Below are 13,819 nucleotides of genomic sequence, written 5' to 3'. Positions count from 1 at the left end.
AGCGGAATTGCCGACCGAGCGCGGAGCGTTTGCGGCACAAGGCTATTGATGCCGCATCCCGATCGCGCACGGGGTACGGAGCGTACCGCCTCCGGGCGCTCAATCGCGAATCATGCTCTGCCGTACGCGATATTTCTGAATCTTGCCGCTCGGCGTACGAGGGAAATCCTCGACCACGTGGATCTCCTCGGGCCACTTCTGCTTGGCCAGGCCCACCTCGGCGAAATGTGCGCGCAGATCCTCGAGTGCGGGTTCGGGGGAGTCCGCGGCCAGGCGCACCACCGCCGCGACATGCTCGCCCAGCCGGTCGTCGGGGGCGGCCACGGCCACCGCCTCGACGACGTGCGGCATGCTCAGCAGCACCTCCTCCACCTCGAGTGCGCTGATGTTCTCCCCGCCGCGAATGATCAGGTCGGTGGTGCGGTCGGTGATGGTCAGGTAGCCGTCCGCGTCCAGGACGCCGATATCGCCGGTGTGGTACCAGCCCTGCGCGTCGAACGCCTTCGCGGTGAGGGCTTCGTCGGTGTAGCCGAGGCACAGATCCGGTCCGCGACTGAGGATTTCGCCGTCCTCGGTGAGCATGATCTCGACGCCGGGTTGCGGATCGCCGTCGGTGTAGAGGCGTTTGGGGCGGGGGTCGGTGGCGTCCGAGGCGGTGATCGAGGGATGTTCGGTACTGCCGTAGGAGCGGTAGACCGTCAGGCCCAGATCCGTCAGACGTTCGGTGACCGAGGCCGGGACCGAGGCGCCGCCCATTCCGGCGTACTTCATTCGCGCCAGATGGTCCGGGCCGAAGGTGGGATGTTCGATGAGGCTGGTCAGGTAATACGGCACGCCGCCGCCGAAGGTGATGTCGTAGGTGGTCATCAGGTTCAGGATCAGCTCCGGATTCCAGGTGTCCACCAGGTCGACCGAGATGCCGTCGCGGATCGGGATGAGGAATGCGTTGAGCATGCCGATGAAATGCCCGACCGGTGCGGCGGTGATCTGCGGGCCCAGATCGTCGGGATAGTGCTCGGCGAGCTGGCGGGTCTCGCAGCCGAGGGTCTGATGGCTGTGCACCACGCCCTTTGGTGCGCGGGTGGTCCCGGAGGTGAACGCGATCAGTGCGGGACCGCTCGGGTCCACCGTGGTCACTCCCTCGAACGGCTCGGCCGCGAGCAGGTCCTCGAATGTGCTCCCCACGATTCCGGTGATCGGCACCTGCTCGTACACCGCCGGGTCGTAGGTGATCGAGCCGAAGCGGTCGGTGGTCACGAACGCCTCGGGGTGCACCGCGTCCAGGATGTACCGCACCTCGCGGGGGCCGTAGATGTGCACGATCGGGACCACCATCGCCCCGAGAAACGTTGTGGCCCAGAAGGTTGCGGCAGCCTCCATCCAGTTGGGCAGCTGGCAGGCGACCGCGTCGCCGGGGCCCACGCCGCGCTCGTGCAGACCCTGGGCCAGGCGGCGGGCGATCAGTTCGACCTCGGCGAAGGTGCCGGTGTAGGGGCGGGTCGCGGAGTGCACGCGCAACGTGGCGCCGGGCGCCGAGGCCAGGCCGCGCGCCAGCAGATCGCCCAGGGTGTCGCGGGTCCACCACCCCTCGTCTTCGTAGCGTTTGACCAGTTCGGTGGGGATCGTGCGCATGGTGGGCTCCAAGTCCGGATGCGCGGGCGCGACGGCCACACCCGCGGGCTGCCGGGTGGTTGCAGGGATCATCGAAACGGGGGCTGTCCGTGGCGGATATACTATTCTCCAAATACAAGAATTCCAATATCTAGATCGGAGAACCGGTTGTGGTCGACCTCGAGTTGGACGACGGGCTGGCAGTGGTCACCATCGACCGCCCCCAGGCGCGCAACGCCATCGCGCCCGAGACGATGGATCAGCTCGACGAGGCGCTCGACGCCGCCAAGGGCGCACGCGCACTGGTGATCCGGGGCGCGGGGGACAAGGCGTTCGTCTCCGGCGGCGATCTCAAACAACTCGCCGCGATCCGCACCCTCGACGGCGCGGCCGAGATGGCCTGGCGGATGCGCGGCATCTGCGATCGGCTCGCGGAATTCCCGGCCCCGGTGATCGCCGCGCTGAACGGGCACGCCTTCGGCGGTGGCGCGGAGGTGGCGGTCGCCGCGGACATCCGGGTCGCCGCCGACGACATCCGGATCGGATTCAACCAGGTCGCCCTGGGCATCATGCCCGCGTGGGGCGGCGCCGAACGGCTGGCCGCACTCGTCGGCCGCAGTCGCGCACTGCTGCTCGCGGGTTCGGGCACCGTGCTCGATGCCGCCGAAGCCGAACGGGTCGGGCTGATCGATCGCGTACTCCCGCGCGAGTCCTTCGAGGAAGGCTGGCGCGCGCTGGCCCGCTCCCTGGCCAACGTCCCCGCCGGCCGGATCAAACACGTCCTGTCCGGCGTCACCCCCGACGAGGCCGTGGACGCCTTCGCCCACCTGTGGATCTCGGACGAACACTGGGCCGCGGCGGATCGCGCGTTGAAGAAGAAGTAGCGCCTCGCTGCTCCTGCGAGTCGCAGACCCCGCCCACTAGCCTGAGTCCGTGCCGACGTTGCTGATCATCCATCACACCCCGTCACCGTTCATGCAGGCGATGTTCGAGTCCGTCGTGTCGGGTGCGACCGATCCGGAGATCGAGGGCGTGGAAGTCGTGCGCCGCGCCGCGCTGGCAGTGTCTGCGACCGACGTCCTCGAGGCGGACGGCTACCTACTCGGCTCCCCGGCGAACCTCGGCTACATGAGCGGCGCCCTCAAACACGCATTCGACGTCATCTACTACCCCTGCCTCGATTCGACCCGCGCCCGCCCCTTCGGCCTCTACCTGCACGGCAACGAGGGCACCGAAGGCGCGGAGAAGGGCGTCACCGCCATCACCACCGGGCTGGGGTGGGTGAAATCTGCCGAGTACGTGACGGTGTCGGGCAAACCGTCCAAGGACGACCTGCAAGCGTGTTGGGAACTCGGCGCGACGGTCGCGGCGCAACTCATGTCCTGACCGGTCACTTTCCGCTCCCCCATGAAATCAACGGCTCACGTCGGGGCTGCTGCCCCGGCATACTCGAATCCGATACGTTCCGGATTCGGTCGGTGTGGGTGCCGATCGAAGGGGCGAGGTGGTCGTTCCCGGAACACGGGATCTGGGAAGAGGTGAGAGCGCTGTGGAGCCGACATATGAGGGCGCGGTCCGGCCGCGACGGATCGGGCTGGTCGAAGATCACGAATCCGTGGCGCTCGGGCTGGCCAGTATGCTGGCGCCCGAGCCGGATCTGGACCTGATCATCACTGCCGGAACCGTGGCCGAACTGTTCTCCGCCGCACCGGAATTGGATCTGGTGGTACTCGATCTGCGGCTCGCCGACGGGTCCGCGCCGGAGGATAATGTGCGCGCGTTGCGCGAGGGCGGGCACGAGGTGCTCGTATTCACCGGTGCGGACAATCCGTTCCTGGTGCGCGCGGCCGCCCGAGCGGGGGTGCTCGGGGTGGTCCGCAAATCCGAGGATGTGCAGACCGTGGTGTCGGCGGTGCGCGCGGCCGCATCCGGCGAGCAGGTGGTCACCACCGATTGGGCCGCGGCCATCGACGGAGATCCGCAACTGCCCGACGTCGGACTCAGTCCGCGTCAGCAGGAGGTGCTGACGCTGTACGCATCGGGGGAGAAGGCCTCCCGGGTGGCGCGGATGACGGGTCTGTCCGAGCAGACCGTCAACGACTACCTCGGCCGGATCCGGCAGAAATACGCCGACGCCGGGCGTCCCGCGCCCACCAAGACCGACCTGTACAAGCGCGCGGTGGAGGACGGGTGGCTGCCGGTGCCCGAGCGCAACCCACGCGCATGACCGTGTCCGCCGCGCGGGGCGTCCCGCGTGCGCGTTCCGGGGCGCGGGCGTCGACAGGCGTCGGCCGGAGGGGGAGATACGTTGTGTCGCAGCATGTCTCACCGACCGCGTCGGAGGGGATCATGCGGCGGCTGGGCCTGTCGATGGGCCTGGGCGGGGTGATCATGGGCCTGGTGACGATGCCGGAGATCGTCGAGCAGGGCCACGACGCGCCGGGCTGGTGGAGTCCGGTCGCGGCCGTGCTCACCTTCGGCGGATTCCCGGTGCTGGCGGCGGTGTCGGTGCGGTCGCGTCCCGCGGTGATCCGCCTGGTGTCGGGTCTGACGGCGCTGAGCTTCCTGGTCGCGCTGGCGATCACGCCGATCGCGGTGCAGCCGCACACCCTCGACGCGTCCTCGGTATGGCTGTATCGGATGCTGCCGCTGGGCATGCTGGCCGCGGCGTTGGCCTGGCGGCTGTTGTTCTCGGTGGTGTATCTGCTGGTGGGCTCGACCGCGGTGGCGTTCGTCAACGTGTATCTGGTCGAGCAGTTCAGCACGATGTCGGCGCTGAGCGGTCTGCTGCGGGCTTGCGGGCTGGCCACCCTGTTCCTGTGGTGTGTCACCTGCGCGCACGGCGCGGGCGCGCGGGTCGACCGGGAATCGGCCGTCGCCGGGCGGCGTGCTGCCGCGACGGCCGCCTCCACGGCCCGCGATCACGAGCGCGCCCGGTTCGCCGCGCTCATCCACGACGCGGTGCTGTCCACGCTGCTGGACGCCTCCCGGGGTGCCGAGGACGCGCCCGCGGGTCCGCCGCCCGCCGGCGCACCCAAACCCTGTCCCGGCGCGTCGCCCGGTGAGGTCTCGGTGTTGCGGCGGCAGGCCCAGTCGACGCTGGATCAGCTCGACGAGATCCGGGTCGAGGTGCGCGAACCCGATGTGCTCGATGCGCGGTCGGCGGTGATCTTCCTGCGTTCGGCGGTGCACGAGATCAATCCCGGCATCCGTTTCGCCACCCGCACCTGGCCCGGATTCGACGATCTGCGGATGCCCGTCGCCGTGGCCGGGACAATGGCCGCCGCGCTGGGCGAGGCGGTGCGCAACAGTCTGCGCCACGCCACGATCCCCGGTCAGCCGGTGCATCGCACGGTCACCTGCACCATCAGCGCGGGCAGTATCCGGCTCGTGTTCAACGACGACGGCGCGGGTTTCGATGTGGCGCAGGTGTCCGCGGACCGGCTGGGCATCTCGGTGAGCATCCTGGGCCGGATGCGCCAGTTGGCCGGTGGCGCGGGTTTCGTCGAATCACAACCGGGAGAGGGCACCACCGTGACGCTGGTGTGGGGTGGCGATGGCTCAGCGTGAGGCGGGCGGTGACTTCGACTCCCGATTCGGGCTACGAGATCTGCTGGGCCTGCGCGGCGGTATGGCGTGGCTGTTCGTCCTGATCCTGGAACTGATCATCGTGCTGTACATGCTCGGCAATCTGCAGGCCGCGTCGCTGACCCAGACGCTGGTCGCCCTGGTGATCATGGCCGCGGCAGGGGCGCTGGTACTGCTGGTGCCGGACGATCCGCTGCCGTGGAGCGCGACGGTGTTCGTCACCGTCGCGGGGCCCGTGGCCACCGCGCTGACGGCGGTGGATCTGGGTTCCGCGCCCGCACATCACGTCGTGTGGACGGCTTTCGCCTGCTCGTATGTCCTGGCTGCGCTGGTGTTGCGCGGCCGGATCGCGGCGGCGTGGCTGAGTGTGGCCGCGTCGGCGGCGGTTCTGGTGGTCGCCGGGTTGCGGATCGATGTCCGGTTCGACGCGATCGTCTCGGCGTCGATCGTCCCGATCGGCACGGTCGCGGCCATCTCGGCGTTCGCGGTGATCATCCGTCCGATCCAGCGTTCGCTGCGGATGCTGCGCGAGGAGGCCACGATTCGGGCGGCGGCCGAGGCGACGATGATCGCCGCCGACGGTGAGCGGATCCGGCAGCTGGCCCGACTGGATCGGGTGGCCCGCCCGATCCTGGAGCGGATCGCCGACGGCGCCGTGCTGACCGCCACCGAGCGGGAACAGTGCCGGTTGCTCGAGGCCGAACTGCGGGACGGCCTGCGCGCGCCGCAGTTGGTGACCGAGGAGCTCAGCGGCGCGGCGCGGGGTGCGCGGGCCCGCGGGGTCGAGGTGGTCCTGCTCGACGACGGCGGTTTCGAGGGCGTGCCGCAGTGGGTGCGGCAACGTGTGATCGATTCCGCGGTAAGGGAATTGGATGCCGCGAATGCGGGCTCGGTGACGGTGCGGGTACTGCCCCTGGGGCGGCGCGTGCTGGCGACGGTTCTGGCGCACGCCGCCGATGACGACCGGCGCACCGAGATCGATACCGACGGCAATGTCGCGGTGAGCACCTGAGCTCACTTGACGTCATGGTGACGCCACTCTGACGTCTCCGCTAACCGCCTCGTGCGCGAACGTATTTCAGTCCTCGCGACGCCCGGGGCCACCCCAGCGAGTCTGATCGCGCAGCGCATCCTGGACGGTTGTGGACAGCCACGAGTTCAGCGACATGCCGCTCTGCTCGGCGGCCTGCTGCGCGCGGGTCTTGATCTGGTCGACCATGCGCAGGGTCACGCGGCTGATGTCGCCGGTGATGTCCTCGAAGGTCGGAGAGTCATCGTCGGGCGACGGGGCGTTCTTGCGAACGTCCACCTTCGCATCGGTCCCGTCCAGCGAGACGTGCACGGTCCGATCGCCGAGCTCCGCACTGACCTCGGCCGCCAGATCCGACAGCGCCGCCAGCAGCGTGAGCCGCGCGGCGTTCTCGGTAGCGGAAGCCAGCGCCGCGGCAGTGGCCTGCGTCTTCTCGTCGCCGAGAGCGGCAGCGGTGACCAGATCCTCGCGCAGCCGCGCGGTGTACTTATCGATATCCATGACGCCATTGTGACGTCACAAGTGACATCATTCAAGGAAAATATTGCTCCGCCGCACCCACGGAACGACCGCCGCCGCACCTGCGGAACAACTGCTGGCGCGCGCCGCCTGCGGAACAACTGCTGACACACCGACGGTTCGACTGCCGACGCACCTACTGAAACGACTTGCTGACGTCCCCGGCAAACGAGTGCTGACACTGGCTGCTGACGCGCCCACCGAGCAACTGTCGACGGGCTCACCGAGCGGTTGACGAGGTGCCCAGCGAATGACCGGCGACGACGTCTGTGAACGACCGGCGACGTGCCCGGTGAACGACAGGCGACGCACCCAGCGGCGAAGCGTCTCCGTCCGGCCGGAACTCGCCCGCGACGCGAAAGGCTCAGCAAGAACACCTGCAGGTTTTTCGGCGCGGCTCGTCGTTGCGCGCTCGAAGCGCATGGGCGAAGCCCGAGTCTCGAGCGCGCAACGACGAGCCTCAGGGCGCCGAAAAACATGCCGGAGCGAAGCGGAGGCCAAAGACCCAGTAGCCTTTTTGACCATGACGAACGGTGAATCGACGGGGAACGGGCTGCGCGCGTCCGGCACGGTCGGTGTCGCGATGGTGACTCCCTTTACTGCCGACGGCAAGCTCGATGTCGATGCCGGCGTCGCACTGGCCGCTCATCTGGTCGATCAGGGGGTCGACCTGCTGGCCATCTCCGGCACCACCGGGGAGTCTCCGACGACCACCGAGACGGAGAAGTTCGATCTGCTGCGCGCGGTCGTCGACGGCGTGGGTGACCGGGCGACCGTCATCGCCGGGGCCGGTACCTACGACACCGCGCACAGCATCGAGTTGGCGCGTAACGCTCAGCGTGCGGGCGCGCACGGGCTGCTGGTGGTGACTCCGTACTATTCGCGTCCCACGCAGGACGGGCTGATCGCGCATTTCACGGCGGTCGCCGATGCCACCGATCTGCCGGTGACGTTGTACGACATTCCGCCGCGCTCGGTGGTGCCGATCGCGTCTGAGACGATTCTGCGGCTGTCGGAGCATCCGCGGATCGTGGCGGTGAAGGATGCCAAGGGTGATCTGGCCGGTGGTGCGCAGCTGATCAGCGAGACCGATCTGGCCTACTACTCGGGCGATGACATCCTGAATCTGCCGTGGCTGTCGGTCGGCGCGGTCGGGTTCATCAGCGTGATCGGGCATCTCGTGCCCGAGCGGCTGTGTCAGCTGCGGGACGCTTATCTCTCCGGTGATGTCGTCACCGCGCGTGAGCTGCACGTGAGCATGTTGCCGCTGTGCCGGGCGATGGCCCGCGTGGGTGGTGTGTCGATGACCAAGGCGGCGTTGCGGCTGCTCGGGGTGGAGACCGGTGAGCCGCGTCTGCCCCAGTTGATGCCCGATGCCGAACAACTCGAAGCGGTTGCCGCAGATCTGCGGGCCGCGGGGGTGCTGAAATGAGTGAAGAGAATTCGGGTGCGCCCGTGACGCGTCGTCCTCGGCGGGCGGCGTCCCGCTCCGCTGGTGCTCCGGCTCCGGCCCCGCCGCCGGAACCGGTGGTTGCGCCGGAACCGGCCGCACCGGAACCGGTTGTGGCGGAGGCGGTTTCGGAGGAGCCGAAGAAGCGGGCCGGGCGGGCCAAGTCGGCCCAGGAGGAGACTCGGGCCGCGAAGACCCGGGCGCAGGACACGCAGCCGGAGAAGGCCGCTCGCGCCGCGAAGGGTGAGTCCGCACCGGACAAGGGCGCGCAGGACAAATCCGATCGCGGTGGTTCCGCGCGTCGGTCGGGCCGTGGCCGGCAGTCCTCGAAGCGGTCCGAAACCGCTGCCCCGCAACCGGGCTCGGTCCTCGGTCAGCCCGCGGGTCTGCCTCCGGCGTTGCCGCGCAACGGGTTACGCGTGTTCGCTCTCGGCGGTATCGGTGAGATCGGCCGCAATATGACCGTGTTCGAGTTCGGCGGCAAGCTGCTCATCGTCGACTGCGGTGTGCTGTTCCCGGAGGATCAGCAGCCCGGCGTGGATCTGATCCTGCCCGATTTCCGGCCGATCGAGGACCGGATGGACGATGTGGTCGCCGTCGTGCTCACGCACGGCCACGAGGATCACATCGGCGCGGTGCCGTTCCTGCTGCGGCAGCGCCGCGACATTCCGGTGATCGGTTCGAAGTTCACGCTCGCCCTGGTCGCGGCCAAGTGCCGGGAGCACCGGTTGCAGCCGAAGCTGATCCAGGTCACCGAGGGTGAGAAGACCACGCACGGCCCGTTCGAATGCGAATACTTCGCGGTCAACCATTCGATTCCGGACGCCATCGCGGTCGCCATCCGCACACCCGCGGGCCTGGCGTTGCACACAGGTGACATCAAACTCGATCAGCTGCCGTTGGACGGTCGCCTGACCGACCTGGCCGGATTCTCCCGGCTCGGCGACGAGGGTGTGGACCTGTTCCTGGTCGACTCCACCAACGCCGAGGTGCCCGGATTCGTCACACCCGAGCGTGAGATCGGTCCGGTGCTGGACAACGTCATCGGCAAGGCCAAGGGCCGGGTGATCGTCGCCTCCTTCGCCAGCCATGTGCACCGCATCCAGCAGGTCGTCGAGGTAGCCCAGCGCTACGACCGGCGGGTCTGCTTCGTCGGCCGCTCCATGGTGCGCAATATGCAGATCGCGCAGGATCTGGGTTATCTGGAAATTCCGGACGGCGTGGTGGTGGATCTGGATCAGGCCGCCAACCTGCCGGTGCACAAGCTGGTGCTGATCTCCACCGGATCGCAGGGTGAGCCGCTCTCGGCGCTGTCGCGGATGGCGCGCGGGGATCACCGCCAGATCAACATCCGCGCCGACGATCTGGTCGTGCTGGCCTCCTCGCTGATCCCGGGCAACGAGAACGCCGTGTTCGGCGTGGTCAACGGCTTGGCCCGGCTCGGCGCGACCGTGGTCACCCAGCAGAGTGCCAAGGTGCACGTCTCCGGGCACGCGTCGGCCGGTGAGTTGCTGTACCTGTACAACGCGGTGCGGCCCACCAACGCGATGCCGGTGCACGGCGAGTGGCGGCATCTGCGCGCCAACGGTGCGCTGGCCGCGGCGACGGGTGTCCCGGTCGATCGGGTGATCCTGGCCGAGGACGGCGTGGTGGTCGATCTGGTCGACGGCATCGCCTCGATCGTGGGCCGGGTGCCGGTCGGACAGGTCTACGTCGACGGCCTCTCGGTCGGTGACGTCGGCGAGTCGACCCTGTCCGATCGCCTCGTGCTGGGTGAGGGCGGTTTCATCTCGATCACCGTCGCCGTCGACGCGACGACCGGTAAGGCGGTCAGCACTCCCGAGGTCAGCGGCCGCGGCTTCTCCGATGATCCCGACGCCCTGAGCGAGGCTCATACGCTGGTCGAGGCCGAGTTGGTGCGCCTGGCCGGTGAGGGCATCACCGACACCCACCGCATCGCCCAGAGCGTCCGCCGCGTGGTGGGCCGCTGGGTCGCCGACACCTACCGCCGCCGCCCGATGATCGTGCCCACCGTGATGGGGGTGTAGTAGCTCCGGCGCGGGGTCGCCCGGCGCTGTGGGTGTGGTTAGGGTTGGCCTATGAGTATGGCTCAGGACGAGCGGCGGGCGTTGGTCGTGGCGATGACCGCCGCCGGGCCGGACGCACCGACGTTGTGTGGGACCTGGAGGGTGCAGGATCTGGCCGCGCATCTGGTCGTGCGGGAGCGGCGGCCCGATGCCGCGCCCGGCATCATGATCAAATCCCTTGCCGGGTACCTGGATTCGGTACAGGCCAAGGCGGCGCAGCGGCCGTTCGCCGAACTGCTGGAGCAGATTCGCACCGGCCCGCCGTGGTGGTCGCCGCTGCGGCCGGTCGACGCGGTGGCCAACCTGACCGAGATGTTCGTCCATCACGAGGATGTGCGGCGCGCCGAGCCGGGTTGGGAGCCCAGGGAATTGGCCGTCGAGGATGAGCGGAATCTGTGGAATGCCCTGCGCCGCATGGCTCGTATGGCCTATCGCAAGGCCCCGGTGACGGTGGTGCTGGCGACCCCGGACGGTGAGCGCGTGACCGCGCACAGTGTCGATGGCTCCGAGGTGGTGCTCACCGGCCCGCCTTCGGAGTTGCTGCTGCACGCCTTCGGTCGCAAGGAGGTGCGGCTCACCGCCACCGGCAGCGACGAGGATGTGCGCGCGGTACACGACTGCGACCGGAGCATCTGAGCGGCGCTCGATCGCTTCCGAGGCCGGAGAATCGGTCGTCCGTCGGAACGTCGCGGGGCGTGTCGAGTGGGCGGCGGCCCGGTCTGCCGATATCCTGTGACACAGCTCTCGGCGGGATGTTCGTTGACATCGGTTCGCCGGACGGTCGCCCAGATTTCCCCGGCTGATGTGTGTGGGGTGGGTGTTGCGGATGGTCTGGATGGGGCTGTTGCGGCTAGCCTGAGGGTATGGCAGGCAAGTCCCGCAGCACCACGGCGTCTCGTTCGCGGGCGGGATCGGCGCGGGGGCGGGCTCCGGCACGGTCCCGTTCGGCCGGTTCGCGTTCCGGATCATCCTCGGCCAACTCTCGTAAGAATCCCGCGCCACGCGCGCGCAAGGCCCCGGCTCGCCGTCCGGCGCCGCGGGCCCGTTCCAACACCGCACCTTTGGCGGTTTTCCGGCGCGGCGTCGGCAACGGCTGGACCATGCTCGCCCGCGGGATGGGCGCCACCACTCGCACGCTGAGCCGTGCCGGGGAGATCGAGCACGGGCATCGCCGCGACGGAATCGCCTTGGCGCTGGTGGCATTCAGCGTGATCATCGCCGCGGCGGTCTGGCTGTCCGCGGGCGGTCCGGTCGGGCACGCGATCGATACGGCCGTGCGGCTGTTCACCGGATCCGCCTCGGCCGCACTGCCTCTCGTGGCCTGCGCGATCGCGGTGGTGCTGATGCGCACCGAACCGCGCCCGGAGATCCGGCCTCGACTGGTACTCGGCGGGCTGCTCGTCGCGCTCCCGGCCCTGGGGGTGTGGCATATCGCGGCCGGTTCGCCGGCCGATGCGCACGGCCGCGCGCACGCCGCGGGTTTCGTCGGTTACGTGATGGGCGGGCCGCTGCGCAACGGCCTGACCGCCTGGCTGGCCACCCCACTGTTGTTGCTGGCCATCGCATTCGGTGTGCTGCTGCTGACCGGGACTACGGTGCGCGAGGTGCCCGATCGCCTGCGCTGGCTGTTCGGCACCGACGCTCGCGACGAATACGACTCGTACGACGACCGATACGGGCGGTACGACTCGGACGAGTACGACGCCGACGGCCTGCCGGTGCACGAGCCGCGTCCGCGTCGGCGGCGCGGCCGCACGCCCGAGGAGAACTACCCCGCCGACGAATTCGGCGGATCCGATTCGGCCACCGAGGTCATGGGCGAACCTCCCCTGCAGGACGCCAAGCCCATCGCCGCGGAGAAGTCCGAGCCCGCACCCGAGCCGAAGCCGAAGCGCAAGGCTCTCAAGGTCATCGATCAGACCCCGCCGCCCCCGGAACCGCAGCAACTGGAATTCGTCACCGAACGCGAGGTCGACGGCGACTACCAGCTTCCGCCGCTGTCCCTGCTGACCGATGGCGAACCGCCGAAGAAACGCAGCGCCGCGAACGAATCGATGATCGAGGCGATCACCGAGGTGCTGGTGCAGTTCAAGATCGACGCCGCGGTCACCGGATTCGTGCGCGGCCCGACGGTCACCCGGTACGAGGTGGAACTCGGTCCGGGTGTGAAGGTCGAGAAGATCACCGCGCTGGCCCGCAATATCGCCTACGCCGTCGCCACCGAGAACGTCCGCCTGCTGGCCCCGATCCCGGGCAAGTCGGCCGTCGGCATCGAGGTGCCCAACGCCGACCGCGAACTCGTGCGCCTGGCCGACGTGCTCAAGGCGCCCTCCACCCGCAACGACCAGCACCCGCTGCTGATCGGCCTGGGCAAGAACATCGAGGGGGAGTACCTCTCGGCGAACCTGGCCAAGATGCCGCATCTGCTGGTCGCCGGTTCCACCGGTTCGGGTAAGTCGAGCTTCGTGAACTCGATGCTGGTCTCGCTGCTGCACCGCGCCACCCCCGAGGAGGTGCGGATGATCCTGATCGACCCGAAGATGGTGGAACTCACACCGTACGAGGGCATTCCGCATCTGATCACGCCCATCATCACCCAGCCGAAGAAGGCCGCCGCCGCGCTGGCCTGGCTGGTGGAGGAGATGGAGCAGCGCTATCAGGACATGCAGGCAAGCAAGGTCCGCCACATCGACGACTTCAACAAGAAGGTCAAGTCGGGGCAGATCACCACGCCGCTGGGCAGCGAGCGCGTCTACCGGCCGTACCCGTACATCCTGGCCATCGTCGACGAGCTCGCGGATCTGATGATGACCGCGCCGCGCGATGTGGAGGATGCGATCGTGCGCATCACCCAGAAGGCTCGTGCGGCGGGCATTCACCTGGTCCTGGCCACGCAGCGTCCCTCGGTGGACGTGGTGACCGGTCTGATCAAGACCAACGTTCCTTCGCGGCTGGCCTTCGCCACCTCCTCGCTGACCGACTCGCGCGTCATCCTCGATCAGCCCGGTGCGGAGAAGCTGATCGGTATGGGTGACGGGTTGTTCCTGCCGATGGGCGCGTCCAAGCCGACCCGTCTGCAGGGGGCGTTCATCTCCGACGAGGAGATCCAGGGCGTCGTCGATTTCGCCAAGAATCAGGCCGAACCCGATTACACCGAGGGCGTCACCGCCGCCAAGGCCGGGGAGAAGAAGGACGTCGATCCCGATATCGGCGACGATCTGGACCTGTTCGTGCAGGCGGTGGAACTGGTCGTCACCTCGCAGTTCGGCTCCACCTCGATGCTCCAGCGCAAGCTGCGCGTCGGTTTCGCCAAGGCCGGTCGCCTGATGGATCTGATGGAGACCCGCGGTGTCGTCGGTCCCAGCGAGGGATCCAAGGCGCGTGACGTGCTGATCAAACCCGACGAACTGGATGGTCTGCTCTACACGATTCGTGGTGGAGATCCGGCCGACGTGTCCGACGACGGCGCATCCGAGAGTGCGGAGTAGCCGAGAGTGCGGAGTAGCCGGGATCTTCGGGGCGGTACGACGACAG

General features: G+C 68.6%; 11 protein-coding genes. 9 read left to right on the top strand and 2 right to left on the bottom strand.

Annotation, left to right across the window (positions count from 1 at the left end; translation table 11 throughout):
• Nucleotides 1–99 precede the first annotated feature (99 nt).
• On the bottom strand, nt 100–1,632 hold the full coding sequence (locus tag ON40_RS21820; RefSeq protein WP_040826001.1) for an AMP-binding protein: 1,533 nt from the start codon (nt 1,630–1,632) through the stop codon (nt 100–102).
• Nucleotides 1,633–1,781: 149 nt separating this feature from the next.
• Between ON40_RS21820 and ON40_RS21815 the strand changes: the two genes are divergently transcribed.
• From ON40_RS21815 to ON40_RS21795, 5 genes are all read left to right on the top strand, one after another.
• Nucleotides 1,782–2,495, top strand: coding sequence for an enoyl-CoA hydratase/isomerase family protein (locus tag ON40_RS21815; RefSeq protein WP_040825524.1), 714 nt, complete (start codon nt 1,782–1,784; stop codon nt 2,493–2,495).
• Between the two features lie 49 nt (nt 2,496–2,544).
• A complete protein-coding gene (locus ON40_RS21810) occupies nt 2,545–2,997 on the top strand; it encodes a flavodoxin family protein (protein ID WP_040825522.1) in 453 nt (150 codons plus the stop codon).
• Between the two features lie 163 nt (nt 2,998–3,160).
• Nucleotides 3,161–3,838: a response regulator transcription factor gene (locus ON40_RS21805; RefSeq protein ID WP_040826000.1), complete on the top strand. Its 678-nt coding sequence runs from the start codon at nt 3,161–3,163 to the stop codon at nt 3,836–3,838.
• Nucleotides 3,839–3,921: 83 nt separating this feature from the next.
• Nucleotides 3,922–5,181 carry a sensor histidine kinase gene (locus ON40_RS21800; RefSeq protein ID WP_051193387.1) on the top strand — a complete coding sequence of 420 codons (1,260 nt, stop codon included), beginning with the start codon at nt 3,922–3,924 and terminating at the stop codon, nt 5,179–5,181.
• Nucleotides 5,168–6,211 carry a DUF8320 family protein gene (locus ON40_RS21795; protein WP_040825998.1) on the top strand — a complete coding sequence of 348 codons (1,044 nt, stop codon included), beginning with the start codon at nt 5,168–5,170 and terminating at the stop codon, nt 6,209–6,211. Before ON40_RS21800 ends, ON40_RS21795 begins: the two co-directional genes overlap by 14 nt.
• Nucleotides 6,212–6,277: 66 nt before the next feature.
• Here ON40_RS21795 and ON40_RS21790 read toward each other — a convergent pair whose 3' ends face one another.
• Complete coding sequence (locus ON40_RS21790) at nt 6,278–6,730, bottom strand: hypothetical protein (RefSeq protein ID WP_040825521.1); 453 nt, start codon at nt 6,728–6,730, stop codon at nt 6,278–6,280.
• 541 nt (nt 6,731–7,271) lie between these two features.
• Between ON40_RS21790 and dapA the strand changes: the two genes are divergently transcribed.
• From dapA to ON40_RS21770, 4 genes are all read left to right on the top strand, one after another.
• Nucleotides 7,272–8,180, top strand: a complete 909-nt coding sequence (dapA, locus tag ON40_RS21785) for a 4-hydroxy-tetrahydrodipicolinate synthase (RefSeq protein WP_040825519.1) — start codon at nt 7,272–7,274, stop codon at nt 8,178–8,180.
• Nucleotides 8,177–10,246 carry a ribonuclease J gene (locus ON40_RS21780; RefSeq protein WP_040825517.1) on the top strand — a complete coding sequence of 690 codons (2,070 nt, stop codon included), beginning with the start codon at nt 8,177–8,179 and terminating at the stop codon, nt 10,244–10,246. The genes dapA and ON40_RS21780 overlap by 4 nt, the downstream gene beginning before the upstream one ends.
• A 51-nt stretch (nt 10,247–10,297) precedes the next feature.
• Nucleotides 10,298–10,921: a TIGR03085 family metal-binding protein gene (locus ON40_RS21775; RefSeq protein WP_040825516.1), complete on the top strand. Its 624-nt coding sequence runs from the start codon at nt 10,298–10,300 to the stop codon at nt 10,919–10,921.
• Nucleotides 10,922–11,148: 227 nt separating this feature from the next.
• Nucleotides 11,149–13,773, top strand: a complete 2,625-nt coding sequence (locus ON40_RS21770; RefSeq protein WP_040825513.1) for an FtsK/SpoIIIE family DNA translocase — start codon at nt 11,149–11,151, stop codon at nt 13,771–13,773.
• The last annotated feature ends 46 nt before the right edge of the window (nt 13,774–13,819 follow it).

It is taken from the genome of Nocardia jiangxiensis NBRC 101359, from assembly GCF_000308615.1.
Lineage (GTDB): Bacteria > Actinomycetota > Actinomycetes > Mycobacteriales > Mycobacteriaceae > Nocardia > Nocardia jiangxiensis.
This window is presented reverse-complemented; position numbering and strand designations above follow the sequence as displayed.

Bases quoted from the DNA above. Each gene is read 5' to 3' on its own strand.
- ON40_RS21820 (WP_040826001.1), bottom strand. From the start codon at position 1,632: ATGCGCACGATCCCCACCGAACTGGTCAAACGCTACGAAGACGAGGGG.
- ON40_RS21795 (WP_040825998.1), top strand. From the start codon at position 5,168: ATGGCTCAGCGTGAGGCGGGCGGTGACTTCGACTCCCGATTCGGGCTA.
- ON40_RS21790 (WP_040825521.1), bottom strand. From the start codon at position 6,730: ATGGATATCGATAAGTACACCGCGCGGCTGCGCGAGGATCTGGTCACC.
- dapA (WP_040825519.1), top strand. From the start codon at position 7,272: ATGACGAACGGTGAATCGACGGGGAACGGGCTGCGCGCGTCCGGCACG.
- ON40_RS21780 (WP_040825517.1), top strand. From the start codon at position 8,177: ATGAGTGAAGAGAATTCGGGTGCGCCCGTGACGCGTCGTCCTCGGCGG.
- ON40_RS21775 (WP_040825516.1), top strand. From the start codon at position 10,298: ATGAGTATGGCTCAGGACGAGCGGCGGGCGTTGGTCGTGGCGATGACC.
- ON40_RS21770 (WP_040825513.1), top strand. From the start codon at position 11,149: ATGGCAGGCAAGTCCCGCAGCACCACGGCGTCTCGTTCGCGGGCGGGA.